Raw genomic sequence first — 16,981 nt, 5'->3', positions numbered from 1 at the left:
GCCAGCGCGGCGTCGTCGTCGACAACCAGAATCTTCGGGCTCATGACCTCTACTTTGTGGGCTCGGGTTACGGAAACTGAATGTTCACCATACTAGGCGAGCGAGACGATGTTCTCGGCAAGCACGGCCGCCGACTCCTCCGGAGTGGAGGTCGGATCGCCGGCACGGAACCACGGCGCGACCCAGTTCTCCGCGGCGAGCCGCTCGTACGATCGCGCCGTGGCCGCCTGTAAGTCGGCGTCGGTCTCGTAGGAGTCGAGACGACGCTCCTCGCTCTCCTTGGCGCGGAGGTCCGCCCTGCGGTGCGCCTCGGCGACGTCAGTGGGGAGGAGGAAATATGCGTCGGGGCGCGGGATGCCGAGGCTCTCGTGCTCCATGAGCTCGATCCACTCGGCGACGTCCGCGAAGCGGTCCTCCCCCAGCCGTGCGGCGCTGTATGCGGCGTTCGAGGCGACAAAGCGGTCGCAGATGAGCACGTCGGACAGCGCGCGCAGCTTGGCGATCTCGACGAGCGCATCCGCCCGATCGAGCGCGAAGAGCAGCGCCATCGCCTCGGGAGAGCCGGCGAGGAAGCCCTTCTCGCTGTGCAATGCCGCCGAGGCGACGTCGGCGAGGCGGGTGCCGTACCGGGGGAAGGCCAGCCGCAGGCTGCGCAGCCCGCGTGCAGAGAGCTCCTTCTCGAGCGCGGTCGCGAGGGTGTTCTTCCCCGCGCCGTCGATTCCCTCGATCGCGACGAGCAAACCCATGGTCCTCCTCCCGGTACGGCGTTGTTGACCTGTTGCGCTCCGTGGTGCGGAGCCTGCGTGGCCGGCCCCGTGGGGCCGGCCTCTGCCGCCTAGTAGCGGTAGTGCTCGGGCTTGAACGGGCCCTCGACATCCACGCCGATGTACTCGGCCTGGTCCTTGGCGAGCTTCGTGAGCGTGCCGCCGAGCGCCTCGACGTGCAGGCGCGCGACCTTCTCGTCGAGGATCTTCGGCAGGCGGTACACGCCGATCGGGTACTCGTCGGCCTTGGTGAACAGCTCGATCTGCGCGATGACCTGATCGGCGAAGCTGTTCGACATGACGAACGAGGGGTGCCCGGTCGCGTTGCCGAGGTTGAGCAGGCGGCCCTCCGACAGGACGATGATCGAGCGGCCGGTGGAGGCGAACTCGAACTCGTCGACCTGCGGCTTGATGTTGATCCGCGTGACCTCGTCGGAGTTCTCGAGACCGGCTATGTCGATCTCGTTGTCGAAGTGGCCGATGTTGCCGAGGATCGCCTTGTTCTTCATCGCCTTCATGTTCTCGAAGGTGATGATGTCCTTGTTGCCCGTGGCGGTGATGACGATGTCGGCATCGGCGATCACCTGGTCGACGGTGACGACGTCGAAGCCGTCCATCATCGCCTGGAGGGCGTTGATCGGGTCGACCTCCGTGACCTGCACGCGCGCACCCTGGCCGGCGAGCGCCTCGGCGCAGCCCTTGCCCACGTCGCCGTAACCGCACACGAGCGCCTTCTTGCCGCCAATGAGTGCGTCGGTGCCGCGGTTGATCCCGTCGAGCAGCGAGTGGCGGGTGCCGTACTTGTTGTCGAACTTGCTCTTGGTGACGGCGTCGTTGACGTTCATCGCCGGGAACTGGAGCACGCCCTCGTCGTCGAAGTGGTACAGGCGGTGGACACCGGTGGTGGTCTCCTCGGTGACGCCCTGGACCGACTCCGCGATCTTCGTGTACTTGTCCTTCGACTCGGAAAGCGAGGCGCGCAGGAGCTCGTGGAACACCTTCTCCTCAGCCGACCAGGCCGAATCGGTCTCGGGCACGCCGCCGGCGAGCTCGAACTCCTTGCCCTTGATGACGAGCATCGTCGCGTCACCGCCGTCGTCGAGGATCATGTTCGGGTCCTCGCCTGGCCACGACATGATCTGGCTGGTGCACCACCAGTACTCCTCGAGGCTCTCGCCCTTCCACGCGAACACCGGGACGCCCTTGGGATCCTCTGGAGTTCCTTCCTTGCCCACTACGACGGCCGCGGCCGCCTCGTCCTGTGTGGAGAAGATGTTGCACGAGGCCCAGCGGACCTCGGCGCCGAGAGCGGTGAGGGTCTCGATGAGCACGGCGGTCTGCACTGTCATGTGGATCGAGCCCGCGATCCGCGCGCCGGCGAGCGGCTGCGCCTCTGCGTACTCCTCGCGCAGGGACATCAGTCCCGGCATCTCGTGCTCTGCGAGGCGGATCTGCTGCCGCCCGGAATCGGCGAGCGAGAGATCGGCGACCTTGTACTCGAGGTCTCCGCCGCGGTCTACCTGCAGGTTGCTCATCGTGTGTATTACACCCTTCGTCTGGGATCGTTGGCCCGCACGGGCACGCGGACACGGAAGATCTCCGTGTCGGCATCGAGTTCGAGGTTACCGTCCCCGGCATCGGCGGAGATCCACGCTCCCGCTGCCGGGCCGAGCTGTCCTGCCCTCCCCCTGGTGCAGATGATGATCTGCGGGCCCTCGTCCGCGAACGAGACCCGGGCCGGCGCCGTGGTGGTGATCCGCGAGACGTGGAATTCGGTGACGGGGACGGGGTACATCATGGCGTCGACCGCGTCCGCGGGCTCGGCCGCGGGCGGGACCTCGGGCGCCGCGGAGATGACCGGCTGCGGGGTGGGCTCGAAATCGAGGATCCGGAGAAGCTCGGGCACATCGATGTGCTTGCTGGTCAGCCCTCCGCGCAGGACATTGTCGGAGTTCGCCATGACCTCCACACCCATCCCGGAGAGGTAGGCGTGGAGCGAGCCGGCGCCCATGTAGATGCCCTCTCCGGGATCGAGCTCAACGAGATTGAGCAGCAGCGCGCCGAGGATCCCGGAGTCGCCCGGGTACTGCTCGGCGAGCTCGAGGATGCCCTTCGCGGTGGGGGCGAGCTCGGCGGGCATCTCCCCTGCCTCGAACAGCGCGACGAGCTTCGAGACGACCGAGTCGACGAGGGTCGCGCCGACGGCACGGGGCAGCGTGATGAAGCTGGTGAAGACCGCGCGGAGCCCCTCGGAGTCGGGCTGCGCCGCGAGCATCTCGCGGTACGGGGCGAGCTTTTCGGCGTCGATCACATCGAGCAGCTCGACGGTGCGGTCGACCGGACGGAATCCTGCGAGGGCGCGGAAGTGGGTGAGGGCGACGATGAGCTCGGGCTTGTGGTTCGCATCCCGATAGTTGCGGTCTGCGGCCTCGAGCGCCAGGCCCGCGTCGTTCTCCCGCGCGAAGCCCTCGCGCGCGTCCTCTCGCGAGGGGTGGGCCTGCAGGCTCAGCGCGCGGTCCGCTGCGAGGAGCTTGACCATGAACGGCAGCCGTTCGGAGAACTCCGCCGCAACCTCCTCGCCGAGCATGCTCACGGGGTCGGCGGTGATCGCGGAGTCGAGTCCGGTGCCGTCGAGGAGCGCGGGGCCCGTGGGATGGGCGCCGAACCAGCGCTCCGCGATGGGATACGGGGCCGGGGTCTGCTCGCCCGCGAGCGACGGGATGGCGACGCGCGATCCCCACGCATAGGTTCTCTCGGACGGCGAAAGGATCCTCATGCCCTTCGTCGACCCCCTTTCCCTGGCGCGTGCCGCGCGTACTGCCGAAACGGCCACGGCGTCTGCCTCGCCGCGACCCGGCCCCACGTGGCCTGAAGGCCGGTCGGCCCCCTGGTGGATCGGCTGCAACTCCTCGGCTCTACCGCCGCGGCCGTGCCGAATGCCGCAACGACTTTAGTCCATTAGGTTGAGCAGCGCGGCATACGCGGCGGCTATCTCGGCACATGCGGCGGTGACCAGGGCACCCTCGAGCAATTCGCCGAAATCCAGGCTGCTGCCGAGCCCTGATCCCCCAAGCGAATAGCCCTCTCGCGCTTGCGATTCCGGCGTTCCTCCGGAGGGGTTCTCACCGCTCCCGTCGTCGCCTGGTGTGTCGCCGAAGTCGACCCACGACACCGATTCGAGAGCCGCGGCGAGCTGCTCGACACGCTCGCGCGGGGCGGCCACGGCTAGACCGAGGAAGGTCGGCACGAGTGACGGCGCACCGGACGCCTTCCTGGGACCGTCGATGAACTCGTCGTGGAATATGTCGTCCGGCGTCTCGGCATCGGCAGCCCGGGCGGCGCGGGCTCGGAGCAGCGGGGCGACCCTGAGGGCGTCGGCGAGCGGCATCTCGGTGAGCTGCGTGCCCGCCTCGGCGAACGCCGCCACCATCCTGCGGGCGAGCGCGCCGGACACGGCGTCCTCGTGGACGAGCAGCGGGAATCCGGCGGCCGCGATCTCGCGCGCGGCGAGCTTGGCGGGGTTGACGGCGACGGCGAGGTCCGGGCCGTTCGAGGCGATCGCCTCGTCGACGCGGTCCGCGAGCACGGCGAGCGGCGGGACGGCCCAGCCCAGCGCGCCGAACACGGCGAGGCCTGCGGCGGCGTGGCGGACGAACGCTCTGTCCGGGGCCACGAAGGGCAGCGGAGGAAACCAGCAGACGGCCTCGCCCTCTCCGCCCGCCTCGGCGACGGGCCCCTCGCGCGGAACGTCGACGACCACGGCGGCGCCTCGGGCCCGTGCGGATGCGACGGCGCGCGCCGCCACGGGATCGCCGGCGTCGGCGCCCGACACGACGACCACGTCGAGCGCACCCACCCAGGCGGGGAGCTCGTGGGAGACGGAGAACGGGATGCCGGGCCCGTCCTCGTAGCGCTCGAGGAGCGCGGAGACGAGGCCCGCCGCGGCCGCCGACTGCGAGGAGCGGCCCGCCACCCAGGAGAGCGCGCGGGGGCGGAAGCCCTCGAGGGAACGCAGCGCGCCGGACTCGACGGCGGTGGCGACGGCGCGGATCTGCGCTCCCCCGCTCGCCGCCCCGAGGAGGGCGCCCGAGGTGTCCCGGGCGCGGAGCGCCTCGGGATCGTCGAGGATCTCGGCGCCTCCGGAGTCCAGCGTGGCGCCCACCGGGTAATCAGGCACGGATGATCGCCAGGACTTCCGCAGTGAGCTCGTCGACCGCCTCGCGTGTGGGCGCCTCGGCATTGAGGCGCAGGAGCGGCTCGGTGTTCGAGGCGCGGATATTGAACCAGGCGCCCTGGGCGAGCTCGATGGTGATCCCGTCGAGCCTGTCGATGGACTCCGCGCGATCGGCGAACGCCTCGGCGACGGCCTCCATGCGCTCGCGCTGCGCCTCGGCCGAAGGGAGCTCGGAGTTGATTTCGCCGGAGGCCTCGTAGCGCGAGTACTCGTCCATGAGCTCCGAGAGCGGGCGCTCCTGCCCGCCGAGCGCGGCGAGCACGTGCATCGCGGCGAGCATGCCGGAATCCGCGCCCCAGAACTCGCGGAAGTAGTAGTGCGCCGAGTGCTCGCCGCCGAAGACGGCGCCGGTGTCGGCCATCTGCGCCTTGATGAAGCTGTGCCCGACGCGGGTCCTGATCGCGATGCCGCCGAGCTCGGCGACGAGCTCGGGAACCGTGTGCGAGGTGATGAGGTTGTAGATGATCGAGGCTCCGGGCTCCTGCGCCAGGGCGCGGGAGGCGACGAGCGCGCTGATCGCCGAGGGCGAGACGGGTTCGCCGCGCTCGTCGACGACGAAACAACGATCCGCGTCGCCGTCGAATGCGAGGCCGAGGTCGGCGCCCGAATCGACGACGAGCTTCTGCAGATCGACGAGGTTCTTCGGCTCGAGCGGGTTGGCCTCGTGGTTGGGGAAGTTGCCGTCGAGCTCGAAGTACAGCGGAACGATGTCGAGCGGGAGGCCGCCGAGGACGGCGGGCACCGTGTGCCCGCCCATGCCGTTGCCCGCGTCGACCGCGACCTTGAGCGGGCGCACGTCGGAGAGATCGACGAGGCCGCGGAGGAACTCTCCGTACGCGGCGAGAGTGTCGCGCTCGGTGAGCGTTCCCGCCGGGCCGTCGAACGCCGGGACGCCGGCGACGAGGTCTTCGGAAATGGTGGCGAGTCCCGTGTCCTGGCCGACGGGCTTGGCGCCCGCGCGGCAGAGCTTGATGCCGTTGTACTTCGCCGGGTTGTGGCTGGCGGTGAACATCGCGCCGGGGCAGTCGAGATCGCCCGAGGAGAAGTAGAGCTGATCGGTGGAAGACAGACCGATCGAGACGACGTCGAGGCCCTGGGAGAGCACGCCTTCGGAGAAGGCCCGCGAGAGTGCCGGGGACGAATCGCGCATATCGTGGCCGACGACGACGCGCTCGGCGCCCTCCCCGCGCATGAGCGCGGCGAACGACGCCCCGACATCACGGACGAAAGCCTCGTCGATCTGCTCGCCGACGACGCCCCGGACGTCGTATGCCTTGATCACGGCGGCGATCTGGTCCCTGTCGCGCGAGACGGCGGTGCCCTCACCCATGCTGTTCGTTCTCCACTCGTCGGCGCCGCCCGCGGGCGGCGGATCCTGTTCTTGCCTCTGGCCAAAACGCGGGCACTCGACCCTATCGGCCGATCGACTGTGCCCGGGGGCCACGGTGCTGCCTTGACTCACAGCCCTCCGCCCCGCGCCTCATTCGACCAGCGTGCATACTCCACGCTACCGATCTTCCCTGGGAACGTCCCCGGTGCCAGCTGGGAATCGTTCGGGTGCCGCAACTGCGCGGATACGCCCCGCGAGAGAGAGGCGCCGCCTCGGAGGGGCGGCTCCGAGCCGAGGAACCCGCGGGCCACTACTCGTCGGGATCGACGACCCGGAGGTGGCCGCGTCGCCGGGAGCGTTGCCCCTCGGCGCCGGCCTCGGCCTCCGCGCCGGTGTCCGCGCTCGCCTGGGCGGCCTTCGCGCGGGCGCCCTTCCCCGGCTTCTGCCTCGCCTTGAGGCGTCGGAGCCACTCGGGGTCGGAGTCGGAACGGTTCGCGGTCGGGGCGCCGGGGTCGATCACGGCGTCGAGGAGCGCGGTGAGATCGGGATCGTCCCCGACCGAGAGATCCGGATGCCGCACGAGGTTCCAGCCGCGCGGCGTGGAGATGCGCAGCGCGTGAGAGGCGCAGAGATCCCACGAATGCGGCTCGCGTTCGACCGCGAGCGGACCGACGACCGCCGTGGACTCGGCGTAGTTGTAGGTCAGGGTGGCCACCGCCCTATTGGGGCAGGCGGCCCGGACACATCGCCGAACGTCACTCACGCCCTCCGACAGTAGTGCCGGGCGGGCATCTACGCGGGCCGCGACTCGCCGCGCGCATGATCTGCGGCCCGGTACGCGGCAGCTAGAGTGCTCCGCATGAGCCAGTCGACACCGCCCTCCTCATCGCCGCGCGGCGGCCGCGGGGGCGACGCGGGACGCTCGGCACAAGGACCTTCGCAGGGACCGGCGAAGGGACACGGGACCGAGATCCCCGGGCTGCCCGGCCGGGACGACGCAACCCGAGGCGCGACCATCGTGGTCCGCCCGTTCCCCACCGATACTGGACGCTCGCCGTCACCCAGAGTGACGACCCGAAGCGCGGCGCGCAGGGGCGCGGGGATCCGCGGACCCGTCCTCCCACCGGAGGTGCCGCGCTGGCGCTCGCGCTCCGACGATTTCGACGCCGCCGTGCTCGAGGCCTTCGCCCAGATCGACCAATCGTGGCACGCCGAACTCGCGACCCTCGACCTCGCAGTCGACACGGTGCCGAGGATGCAGCTGCGCCGCGGGCAGAGCTGGCCGCGCGAGGTGATCGCCGACGGGCGGGTCCCGCTCGGGCGGCTCATCTCCGCAGGCGTGGACAGGAACGGGCAGCCCACCCGGGCGCGGCTCGTGGTGTTCCGGCAGCCGCTACTGCGCAGGACGCAGTCTCAGGACGACCTCGTGGACGTGGTCTATGGCCTGCTCGTCGAGCTGGTCGCGGCGTATCTCGAGATCTCGCCGGACGAGGTCATGGACGGTCCTTCGGACTGACGGCCGGGAACGCCCCTTCGCTCCAGAGCGCCGACTGGCTCGGGCCTGCGACAGACCCGGTCCGGAATCTATGCGCCGGCGGCCTTCTTGAGGCGGCGGCGCTCACGTTCGGAGAGGCCGCCCCAGATTCCGAAGCGTTCGTCGTTCGCGAGGGCGTAGTCGAGGCACTCGGCCTTGACCTCACATCCGGTGCAGATGCGCTTCGCCTCTCGGGTAGAGCCGCCCTTCTCGGGGAAAAAGGCCTCGGGATCCGTCTGCGCGCAGAGCGCACGATCCTGCCAGCTCTCGTCCACCTCGTCGAAGAGGGCGCTTACGGATAGGTCGAGGAATGATGCGTCCTTCGGCGCTAGTGCAGGCCGGTTGTGGTCCACGCGCATTCCTTCCCTGTCGTCGGATCGATGGATTCGCGTATGTGCCGCGGAGTCGGGGCGAAAGTACTCGGTAGGCGCCCGGGGATTCCCGGACCTCGTGCAACCCCCGGCACCTGCGCCCACTCCCCGCACTCGGAGAATCGCACCCTCCCCCGCAGGGAAACGATCGTTTTCCGATCACTCGGTACGATCTACTTGCGATCTCCGGAAGTACGTTCCGAGCGGTTCGTCACCGCGAATAACACACTTGTGATTACACACATGGAATCCCACGCCGTCAAGCGAATGACGAATGCCACAGGAAGCGATAAGAACATCCGTTCGATTCCCTGAGGGGCGGCGTCGGCGCTAGGCACGGGCACACGCTGCGGGTCGGTGCGGAAAGATGGATGACGGCGCCCGCCGCGAACCCGGGACGTTCCGGGGAGGTTAGGCTTCGTGGAGTGAAGATCTGTGTTCTTGTTGGCGGCGTCGGTGGCGCGAAATTCCTCCTCGGCGTCCGCGAGGTATTCGGTGATCCATCCTCGGCGGGGGTGGCCACGCCCGCCCCGCAGGGGGGTTCTGAGCACGACATAGCGGCGGTGGTCAACGTCGGAGACGATGCGTGGATGCACGGTCTGCGCATCTGCCCCGACCTCGATACCTGCATGTACACGCTCGGCGGCGGCATCGATACCGAGCGCGGCTGGGGCCACGCCGGCGAGACGTGGAACGCGAAGGCCGAGCTCGCCGCGTACGGCGTGCAGCCCGATTGGTTCGGGCTCGGCGACCGCGATATCGGTACCCACCTCGTCCGCACGCAGATGCTCAACGCCGGCTTTGACCTCACCGACGTGACCGAGGCGCTGTGCCGCCGCTGGGCGCCGGGCGTCCGCCTCCTGCCCGTCACCGACGACCGCAGCGAGACCCACGTGATCGTCGCCGACGAGGCTCACGGCGGAGCAGTCGAAGACGCCCCGCGGAAGGCGATCCATTTCCAGGAATGGTGGGTGCGCTATCGGGCCCAGATCCCGACGGATGGCTTTACCTTTATCGGCTCCGACGAGGCCAAGCCCTCCGCCGCCGTCCTCGAGGCGATCTCCGACGCCGATGTCGTACTCATCGCCCCGTCCAATCCCGTGGTCTCCGTGGGCGCGATCCTCGCGATCCCCGGCATTCGCGGCGCGCTCCGCGGCACATCCGCGCCGATCGTCGGGATCAGCCCGATCATCGGCGGTGCCCCGCTGCGCGGCATGGCCGATCGCTGCCTCGAGGTCGAGGGCGTGGACACCTCCGCCGCATCGGTCGCGGGAATCTACGGCGCCAGGGACGGCGCCGGGCTCCTCGACGCATGGCTCGTCGCCCCCGCAGACGGCGATGCGGTGCGTGAGCGCGTCCCCGGGCTCGAGGTCGTCGAGGCTCCGCTCATCATGTCCTCCCCCGAGGTGACCGCCGAGATGGTGCGCACGGCCCTGCGCGCCGTGGGGCTCGAGGCGTGAGCCGCAGCGAGGGCTCCGGGCACGCGAGCCGAGAGGACCCAGCCGCCGGAAACGACAGCGCCGAGCACGCCGCCCCCGGCGAGATCTCGATCTGGGCTCCCGACGGCCTCCCCGATTTCCGCCCGGGCGACGACCTCGCCGGGGCGCTCTCCCGCGCCTTCGCCGCCGATGCGGAGGCCGAGCCGCGGCGGGCCCTGCGCGACGGCGACATCATCGTGCTCACCTCGAAGGTCTTGTCAAAGGTCGAGGGCCGGCTCGTCTACGCCCCCGCCGACCCCGAGGAGCGAGACGCGCTCCGCCGCGAGCTCGTCGAGCAGGAGTCGGTGCGGATCGTCGCGCGGATCAACAGGACCCTGATCACCGAAAACCGCCTCGGGATCGTGCAGGCTGCATCCGGTGTCGACGGCTCGAATGTCGCGGCCGACGAGATCGCGCTCCTCCCCGAGGACCCCGATGCCTCGGCCCGCGACCTCGTCCACAGGCTTACCGAGCTCACTGGGCGCAGGCTCGGCGTCGTCGTCACGGACACGATGGGCCGCGCGTGGCGCACGGGACAGACCGACGCGGCGATCGGCGCCGCAGGTGTCGAGGTGCTCGCCTCCTACGCGGGGGGCGTCGACGCCGCAGGCAACGAACTGTTCGTCACGGAGATCGCCGTCGGGGACGAGCTGGCCGCGGCTGCCGACCTCGCGAAGGGGAAGACCGGCGCCCGACCCGTCGCCGTGGTGCGCGGCTGCGGACACCTCGTCGCAGGCGCGCGTCCGCCGTCACAGGCGCTGGAACAGCCACAGGCGAGCGACCTGATCCGCGAGGCGGACTACGACCTGTTCCGGCTGGGCACCAACGAGTCCATCGCGCAGGGGCGTCGCGAGGCCGTGCCGTCCCGGCGTTCGGTGCGCGGGTTCGATGACCGACCCGTGCCCGAGGACGAGCTGCGCGGGGCTGTCGCCGACGCACTCACCGCCCCGGCTCCGCACCATTCGCACCCCGTGCGCTTCGTCCGCGTCGCCGGCGAGCCGCGCAGCGCACTCCTCGACGCGATGGCCGCGGCCTGGCGCACCGACCTCGCCGCGGACGGATTCTCCGCCGAGCAGATCGCCCGGCGCACCGCGCGCGGGGACATCCTGCGGCGCGCGCCCGAGCTCGTCCTCGGCTTCGTCTGTGACGACGCCGGTCCGCATTCCTACCCCGATCCGCGGCGCGCCGCGTGCGAGGAGGCGATGTTCACCGTCGCAGGGGGCGCAGCCGTCCAGTCGCTCCTCGTGGCGCTCGCGGCGCGCGGTATCGGCTCGTGTTGGGTGGGGTCGACGATCTTCGCCGCCGACGTGGTGCGCCGCGAGCTCGGGCTGGCGGACACGTGGCGGCCGCTCGGCGCAGTCGCCGTGGGCTACCCGGCCGCCGAGGCGCCGCCGCGCGCGCCGCTCGATCCCGGGGAGTTCTACTCGACGATTGGATAGGCACTCGCCGGCCGGCCGGCTGGGGTCTGGGAAGTCGGGCGGCTGGGCAACTCGGCCCGCCGACAGGCCCGGCCGATCGCGCCACTACATGTCGGTGGAGAACCGCACCCCGCCGTCGGGTATGGCCACGCCCGGCCACACGCGCGCGCCGCGGAGCAGCTCGCAGCGGGCGCCGATGTCCGCGCCGTCACCAACCACGCCATCGCGGATCAGCGCGCGCGGGCCGATGCGCGCGCCGAAGCCGATGATCGTGCGCTCGATGACGGCGCCGGCCTCGACCTTGGCTCCATCGAAGATCACGGCGCCATCGAGCCGCGCACCGGCGCCGATCTCGGCGCCGCGGCCGACCACCGTGCCGCCGATGAGCACGGCGCCCGAGCCGATGCCCGCGGCCTCGTGGACGAGCGCCTCCCCGCGGGACTCCTCGAGGGCCGGCGAGGGCGCGATCCCGCGCACGAGATCGGACGAGCCACGCACGAAATCCTCGGGCGTGCCCATGTCGCGCCAGTACGCGGAGTCGACGTGGGCGAAGACCCGCCGCCCATCGGAGATGAGGCGCGGGAAGACCTCGCGCTCCACCGAGACGGGCACGCCCGCGGGGATCTCGTCGATGATCTCGCGCTGGAAGACGTAGGTACCTGCATTGATCTGGTCCGTGGGCGGGTCCTGGGTCTTCTCGAGGAACTGCGACACCCGGCCCTCGGCGTCGGTCTGCACACAGCCGAAGGCGCGCGGGTCGGCGACGCGCACGAGGTGGAGGGTCACGTCCGCCGAGTTCTCGTGGTGTGTCTCGAGAACCTGGCGCAGGTCCGTACCGCCGAGCACGTCGCCGTTGAACACCATGATGGTGTCGGCCGTGAGCGCGTCGGCGACATTGCGGATGCCGCCGCCGGTACCGAGCGGCTCGTCCTCGACCACGTAGACGAGTTCGAGTCCGAGTTGTGAGCCGTCGCCGAAGTGCTCCTCGAAGACCTCGGCCTTGTACGAGGTTCCCAGCACGACGCGGTCGATCCCCGCCGCCTTGATCCGCGCGAGCAGGTGCGTGAGGAACGGGACGCCCGCGGTGGGGAGCATCGGCTTGGGTGCCGAGATCGTCAGCGGGCGGAGCCGCGTGCCCTTACCGCCGACGAGGACAACTGCTTCGGTGGTCATGCCTTCCCTGCTTTCACTTCGGAGAATCGGTGGCGGAGGCTCGGCGTGCGGCGCGGACGGCCAGCCGCTCGCGCACGGCGAGCCCAAGCCGCAGCGCGAGGCGCACCGGCGCCAGCGCGGGACCTCGGAGCCGGTCCGCCTGAAAGCGGTAGGCGCTCGCGTGGTGCGCCGGCAGCATCTTCTCGGGCACTGCTCCAGCCGCATGCCCCTGATCGTGGTGGATCACGGCTGCCGGTACGTAGACGTTATCCCAGCCGGAGCGGCCGAGCCTGTCCCCGAGATCGGTGTCCTCGAAATACATGAAGTACCGCTCGTCGAATCCGCCGATCGCATCGAAGGCCTCGCGGCGCAGGAGCAGACACGAACCAGAGAGCCACCCGGCCGTCCGCTCGGCATCCATGACGGCGCTCTGCCGGTATTTCCCGGTCCACGGGTTGCCGGGCCACACCGCACCGAACAGAGCGTGTCCGATGCCGGTAGAGAGGACGGGGACCGCGCGTGCCGAGGGGTAGATGCTTCCGTCGCGCTCGGAAATCTGCGGGCCGAACGCCCCGGCCTGCGGGTGCCGCTCGGCCGCGGCGAGGAGCGCGTCGATCGAGCCGGGGGCGAACTCGACATCGGGGTTGACCACGAGGAGCCAGTCCTCGTCGACCGAACCCGCGGGGAGCGCTTCGGACGGCCCCGAGCGCAGCCACTGCGCTGCCCGATTGATCGCCGTCCCGTAGCCAAAGTTGCCCCCGGTGGGAAGGAACTCGACGTTCTCGCGCTCGGCGGCGATGCGCTCGGGAACCCCGTCGGTCGAGCCGTTGTCGGCGCAGACGACGAGCGTCTCTCGCCCGGTCGCGCCGGGAATCGAGTCGACGAAGGCGTCGAGATGGCGCCCTGGCGAGTAGGTCACGGTGATGATGGGGAGGCGTGGCGTCACGAGTGCCACAATAGAGAACGGGTATCTTTGGCTTGGTATTTCGGGGCGCCGGGGCGTACCCGGACGCCCTCTTGCCGTCTTCACGGGTTCGTGCAGTAGGTTGATACCTTCACGCGCCCCGCGTTTTCGTCGCGAAGGATTCTGGAACCTCTATGCCTCTGTCATCGCCGGTAAAGCGAGTGAGCCGCGGACTCGCGGCCGCAGCCGCAGCCGTCTGCCTCGTCGTCACGGGCGTGGGTTGGACGATGGTGCAAGGGCTCGAATCGTCCATCGCCGCGGACTCCAGCCTCAACTTCTCCGGCGACGGCGCCGACGGCGCCGTCGATATCCTCATGGTCGGCTCCGACACCCGCACGGACGCCCAGGGCAACCCGCTCTCCGAGGACGACCTGTCCAAGCTCCGCACGGGCGACGAGGCGACGGACAACACCGACACGATCCTCTTGGTCCGCATCCCCAACGACGGTTCCTCGGCGACGGTCCTGTCGATCCCGCGCGACACCTACATCAACGACCCGAACCTCGGGCCCACCAAGATCAACGGTGTCTACGGCGCGACGAAGAACGAGGCGCTCCTCAAGAAGGGCGTCGGCGACGATCCCGACGAAAAGACCGTCAACGACGCCGGCGAGGAGATCATCGACGACTCCAAGGCCGAGGCGGGCGTCCGCAACGAGGCGATCAGCGCCGGCCGCCAGGCCCTCGTGAGCGACGTGCAGGACCTCATGGGCCTGCAGATCGACCACTACGCGGAGATAGGCCTCCTCGGCTTCGTTCTACTCACCGACGCCGTCGGCGGCGTCGAGGTGTGCCTCAACGAGCCCGTCGACGAGCCCCTCTCGGGCGCCAACTTCCCGGCGGGCCCCCAGACCATCTCCGGCTCCGACGCCCTGAGCTTCGTTCGCCAGCGCCACGATCTCCCCGCCGGCGACCTCGACCGGATCGTCCGCCAGCAGGTCTACATGTCCCAGCTCGCCAACAGGATCCTGTCGACGGGCACGCTCACCGACCCGGGCAAGCTGCAGAAGCTCAATGACGCGGTGTCCCGCTCGCTGGTCATCGACCAGAACTGGAACATCATCGACTTCGCCCTGCAGCTCCGCAACATCCAGGGCGACAACGTCCGCTTCGAGACCATCCCCGTGACGGCGATCGACGCGACCGGCGCCTACGGCGAGTCCGTGGTCACCGTCGACCCGAAGCAGGTGCAGAAGTTCGTCGCCCAGTTCGGTGGCCGCGACGCCGCGGCCGCGGCGCAGTCGCAGGCCGCGGACGCCGGGCTCGCGGTGGACCCGGCGAATGTGACCGTCGACATCGCCAACGCGACGTACACCGACGGACTCGGCGGCGACGTCCTCGGCGCGCTCACCGAGCAGGGGTATGTCGAGGGCCAGCTCACCTCCGAGCCGGAGTCCGCGTCGACCTCGACCGTCTACGCTTCCTCGGCCACGAGCCCCGAGGCCGACCAGGTCTCCCAGGCGCTCGGCGGTCTCCCCGTGCAGACGGATTTCAATCTCCCGGAGGGCACGGTCCGCGTGGTCGTCGCCGACGACTACACCGGCCCCACCGCCTCGGCCTCCCAACAGGAGTCCGGGCAGGACGCCTCGGGCGAGAGCTCCGGCACCCCGACCTTCGTCCAGTCGGAGGGCTCGGAGCTGCCGCCGGAGATCGCCGAGCGGCCGAAGTTCGACGCCTCGCAGAAGGTCCCCTGCGTCAACTGATCCCACCCGCGCCCCGCGACATCAGCGCGGCGGGTGGGGAAGCTCCGGCCGCGGCACGGGCGCTACCATCGCGGGCATGACCTCCCCGAGCTCCCCCGCGACCCTCACCGACTCCCTCCTCGCCGAGCGCATGGCCGCCGATCCCGCCGCCCCGCTCATCACCCACTACGACCTGGGCGAGGATTCGCGCATCGAGTTGTCGGTCGTGACGACGCTCAACTGGGCCGCCAAGATCGGCGGGCTGCTGCGTGACGGTCTCGGGGCGATGCCCGGCGACACCGTCGTCGTGGACCTGTCCTCCCATTGGCTCTCGGTGACGATCCCGCTGGGGATCTGGTGGGCGGGCTGCGCGGTGGCGCTGCCCGGCGGCCCCGGCGCAGAGGACGCCGTGGCGACGATCTGCACGGTCGATCGGATCGACGCCCACGACGACGCGGACGAGCTCTTTGTCGCCGGCCTCGATGCCTTCGCCATGGCCCCGCTCGATCTGCCGCCCGGGGTGTCGGGGCTCGTCGCCGAGGCTCGCCCGTACCCCGATTCCTTCTCCCCCACTCCGGGCGGCGGGGCGCCCGAACCGCTCGCGTGGACGTCGCCCTCCGCCGTCGGCAAGCGTTCCGGAAGGGTGCTGAGCGTCGATCCTGACACGCGCGAGCTCGTCGAGTCGCTCGTCGCGGTGTTTTCCGGCGGGGGCTCGCTAGTGCTCGCGAGCACGGGTACGGGAGCCGACTGGAGCGACTCCGGGCAGGGCCCCGAAACAGACGACTCCGCCGCCCGGGCGACGGCCGAGTGGCTCGACGGTATCCGGGCGACGGAGAAGGTGGACCGTTCAGACGCGGGCGCATAGGCGCCCGCGTCCGACTAGCCGAGGATCTGGCGCGCCATGACCATGCGGCAGATCTGGTTGGTGCCCTCGTAGATCTGGGTGATCTTCGCGTCGCGCATCATGCGCTCGACCGGGAAGTCGCGGGTGAAGCCCGCGCCGCCGAAGAGCTGCACGGCGTTGGTGGTGACCTCCATGGCCACGTCCGAGGCGAAGGTCTTCGACGCAGCGGCCATGAAGCCGAGCTTCTGGTTGCCCGGGGCCGAGCCGCGCTCGGCGTTCGCTGCGGCCGTGTAGACCATGAGGCGGGCGGCCTCGATCTTCATCGCCATGTCGGCGAGCATGAACTGCGTGTTCTGGAAGTCCGAGATGGAGCGGCCGAACTGCTTGCGGTCCTTGGTGTACTCGATGGCCGCATCGAGCGCGCCCTGCGCGATACCGAGAGCCTGCGCACCGATCGTCGGGCGCGTGTGGTCGAGGGTGCGGAGCGCGGTCTTGAAGCCCGTGCCCTCCTCGCCGAGGATGCGGTCGCCCGGGATGCGGACGTCCTCGAAGTAGAGCTCCGCGGTGGGCGAGCCCTTGATGCCGAGCTTCTTCTCCGTCTTGGAGACGCCGAAGCCCTCGTCGTCTGCGTTGACGAGGAACGCCGAGATGCCGCTGGCGCCCTTCTCCGGATCCGTGACGGCCATGACCGTGTACCAGGTGGACTTGCCGCCATTGGTGATCCACGCCTTGTTTCCGTTGAGGATCCAGTCCTCGCCGTCCTTGCGCGCGCGGGTGCGCATCGAAGCGGCATCGGAGCCGGCCTCGCGCTCCGAGAGCGCGTAGGAGGCCATCTTGCCGCCGGCGATCTCGGGGAGCACCTTCTGCTTGAGCTCCTCGCCGCCGTTGAGGATGAGGCCCATGGTGCCGAGCTTGTTCACGGCCGGGATGAGCGAGGACGAGCCACAGACGCGGGCGACCTCCTCGATGACGATACAGGTGGCGACCGAATCGGCACCCTGCCCGCCGTACTCCTCGGGGACGTGCACTGCGTTGAAGCCGGAGCCGTTGAGAGCGTCGAGCGCCTCCTGCGGGAAGCGCTCCTCCTCGTCGACGTCCTTGGCGTGCGGAGCGATCTCCTTCTCGGAGAGGGCGCGAATCGCCTCGCGGAGCGCCTCGTGCTCCTCGGCCGGGCGGTAGAGATCGAAATCGGCGTTACCGGTCACCTTGG

Annotated in this window: 15 protein-coding genes; 5 read left to right on the top strand and 10 right to left on the bottom strand. The window is 70.0% G+C overall.

The features are described 5' to 3' along the window. Positions 1–92 precede the first annotated feature (92 nt). The 6 genes from V7E05_RS07270 to V7E05_RS07245 all read right to left on the bottom strand — a co-directional run bounded on the left by V7E05_RS07270 (position 93) and on the right by V7E05_RS07245 (position 7,043). A complete protein-coding gene (locus V7E05_RS07270; RefSeq protein WP_333619001.1) occupies positions 93–746 on the bottom strand; it encodes a dTMP kinase in 654 nt (217 codons plus the stop codon). A gap of 89 nt (positions 747–835) precedes the next feature. Next, positions 836–2,299 (bottom strand): adenosylhomocysteinase, encoded by a 1,464-nt coding sequence (ahcY, locus tag V7E05_RS07265; RefSeq protein ID WP_333619000.1) that lies wholly within the window; start codon positions 2,297–2,299, stop codon positions 836–838. Between the two features lie 8 nt (positions 2,300–2,307). Continuing rightward, on the bottom strand, positions 2,308–3,540 hold the full coding sequence (manA, locus tag V7E05_RS07260; protein ID WP_333618999.1) for a mannose-6-phosphate isomerase, class I: 1,233 nt from the start codon (positions 3,538–3,540) through the stop codon (positions 2,308–2,310). A 174-nt stretch (positions 3,541–3,714) separates the two neighbouring features. Further along, positions 3,715–4,941 (bottom strand): hypothetical protein, encoded by a 1,227-nt coding sequence (locus V7E05_RS07255; RefSeq protein WP_333618998.1) that lies wholly within the window; start codon positions 4,939–4,941, stop codon positions 3,715–3,717. After that, entirely contained in the window at positions 4,934–6,328 is a 1,395-nt protein-coding gene (locus V7E05_RS07250) for a phosphomannomutase/phosphoglucomutase (RefSeq protein WP_333618997.1), read from the bottom strand. The genes V7E05_RS07255 and V7E05_RS07250 overlap by 8 nt, the downstream gene beginning before the upstream one ends. Positions 6,329–6,638: 310 nt before the next feature. Beyond that, positions 6,639–7,043: a DUF3499 family protein gene (locus tag V7E05_RS07245; RefSeq protein ID WP_442891631.1), complete on the bottom strand. Its 405-nt coding sequence runs from the start codon at positions 7,041–7,043 to the stop codon at positions 6,639–6,641. Positions 7,044–7,187: 144 nt separating this feature from the next. On the opposite strand from V7E05_RS07245, the gene V7E05_RS07240 reads away from it, so the two are divergent. Further along, the gene (locus tag V7E05_RS07240) at positions 7,188–7,844 is read left to right on the top strand and encodes a metallopeptidase family protein (RefSeq protein WP_333618995.1); all 657 of its coding nucleotides are present in this window, start codon (positions 7,188–7,190) and stop codon (positions 7,842–7,844) included. A 68-nt stretch (positions 7,845–7,912) separates the two neighbouring features. Here V7E05_RS07240 and V7E05_RS07235 read toward each other — a convergent pair whose 3' ends face one another. After that, complete coding sequence (locus V7E05_RS07235) at positions 7,913–8,215, bottom strand: WhiB family transcriptional regulator (protein ID WP_442891630.1); 303 nt, start codon at positions 8,213–8,215, stop codon at positions 7,913–7,915. A 443-nt stretch (positions 8,216–8,658) separates the two neighbouring features. Here V7E05_RS07235 and cofD point away from each other — a divergent pair, with 443 nt between their 5' ends. Together cofD and V7E05_RS07225 are read left to right on the top strand one after the other, a co-directional pair. Further along, the gene (cofD, locus tag V7E05_RS07230) at positions 8,659–9,693 is read left to right on the top strand and encodes a 2-phospho-L-lactate transferase (protein ID WP_333618994.1); all 1,035 of its coding nucleotides are present in this window, start codon (positions 8,659–8,661) and stop codon (positions 9,691–9,693) included. Further along, positions 9,690–11,150: a coenzyme F420-0:L-glutamate ligase gene (locus tag V7E05_RS07225; protein ID WP_333618993.1), complete on the top strand. Its 1,461-nt coding sequence runs from the start codon at positions 9,690–9,692 to the stop codon at positions 11,148–11,150. The genes cofD and V7E05_RS07225 overlap by 4 nt, the downstream gene beginning before the upstream one ends. Positions 11,151–11,234: 84 nt before the next feature. Here V7E05_RS07225 and V7E05_RS07220 read toward each other — a convergent pair whose 3' ends face one another. Both V7E05_RS07220 and V7E05_RS07215 read right to left on the bottom strand, forming a co-directional pair. Next, positions 11,235–12,302, bottom strand: a complete 1,068-nt coding sequence (locus V7E05_RS07220) for an NDP-sugar synthase (protein WP_333618992.1) — start codon at positions 12,300–12,302, stop codon at positions 11,235–11,237. A gap of 13 nt (positions 12,303–12,315) precedes the next feature. After that, positions 12,316–13,227 (bottom strand): glycosyltransferase family 2 protein, encoded by a 912-nt coding sequence (locus tag V7E05_RS07215; RefSeq protein WP_333618991.1) that lies wholly within the window; start codon positions 13,225–13,227, stop codon positions 12,316–12,318. Positions 13,228–13,379: 152 nt separating this feature from the next. Between V7E05_RS07215 and V7E05_RS07210 the strand changes: the two genes are divergently transcribed. Continuing rightward, on the top strand, positions 13,380–14,948 hold the full coding sequence (locus tag V7E05_RS07210; RefSeq protein WP_333618990.1) for an LCP family protein: 1,569 nt from the start codon (positions 13,380–13,382) through the stop codon (positions 14,946–14,948). A gap of 76 nt (positions 14,949–15,024) precedes the next feature. Then, positions 15,025–15,792 (top strand): TIGR03089 family protein, encoded by a 768-nt coding sequence (locus V7E05_RS07205; RefSeq protein ID WP_333618989.1) that lies wholly within the window; start codon positions 15,025–15,027, stop codon positions 15,790–15,792. Positions 15,793–15,806: 14 nt separating this feature from the next. Here the strand turns inward: V7E05_RS07205 and V7E05_RS07200 are convergent, their stop codons facing one another. Continuing rightward, positions 15,807–16,976 (bottom strand): acyl-CoA dehydrogenase family protein, encoded by a 1,170-nt coding sequence (locus tag V7E05_RS07200; RefSeq protein WP_333618988.1) that lies wholly within the window; start codon positions 16,974–16,976, stop codon positions 15,807–15,809. Positions 16,977–16,981: the final 5 nt, after the last annotated feature.

Source organism: Dietzia sp., assembly GCF_036741115.1.
GTDB lineage: Bacteria > Actinomycetota > Actinomycetes > Mycobacteriales > Mycobacteriaceae > Dietzia.
The sequence above is the reverse complement of the archived record's forward strand: the minus strand, read 5'-3'. Positions and strand labels throughout refer to the sequence as shown.

Bases quoted from the DNA above. Each gene is read 5' to 3' on its own strand.
- V7E05_RS07270 (WP_333619001.1), bottom strand. From the start codon at position 746: ATGGGTTTGCTCGTCGCGATCGAGGGAATCGACGGCGCGGGGAAGAAC.
- ahcY (WP_333619000.1), bottom strand. From the start codon at position 2,299: ATGAGCAACCTGCAGGTAGACCGCGGCGGAGACCTCGAGTACAAGGTC.
- manA (WP_333618999.1), bottom strand. From the start codon at position 3,540: ATGAGGATCCTTTCGCCGTCCGAGAGAACCTATGCGTGGGGATCGCGC.
- V7E05_RS07250 (WP_333618997.1), bottom strand. From the start codon at position 6,328: ATGGGTGAGGGCACCGCCGTCTCGCGCGACAGGGACCAGATCGCCGCC.
- V7E05_RS07240 (WP_333618995.1), top strand. From the start codon at position 7,188: ATGAGCCAGTCGACACCGCCCTCCTCATCGCCGCGCGGCGGCCGCGGG.
- V7E05_RS07220 (WP_333618992.1), bottom strand. From the start codon at position 12,302: ATGACCACCGAAGCAGTTGTCCTCGTCGGCGGTAAGGGCACGCGGCTC.
- V7E05_RS07210 (WP_333618990.1), top strand. From the start codon at position 13,380: ATGCCTCTGTCATCGCCGGTAAAGCGAGTGAGCCGCGGACTCGCGGCC.
- V7E05_RS07205 (WP_333618989.1), top strand. From the start codon at position 15,025: ATGACCTCCCCGAGCTCCCCCGCGACCCTCACCGACTCCCTCCTCGCC.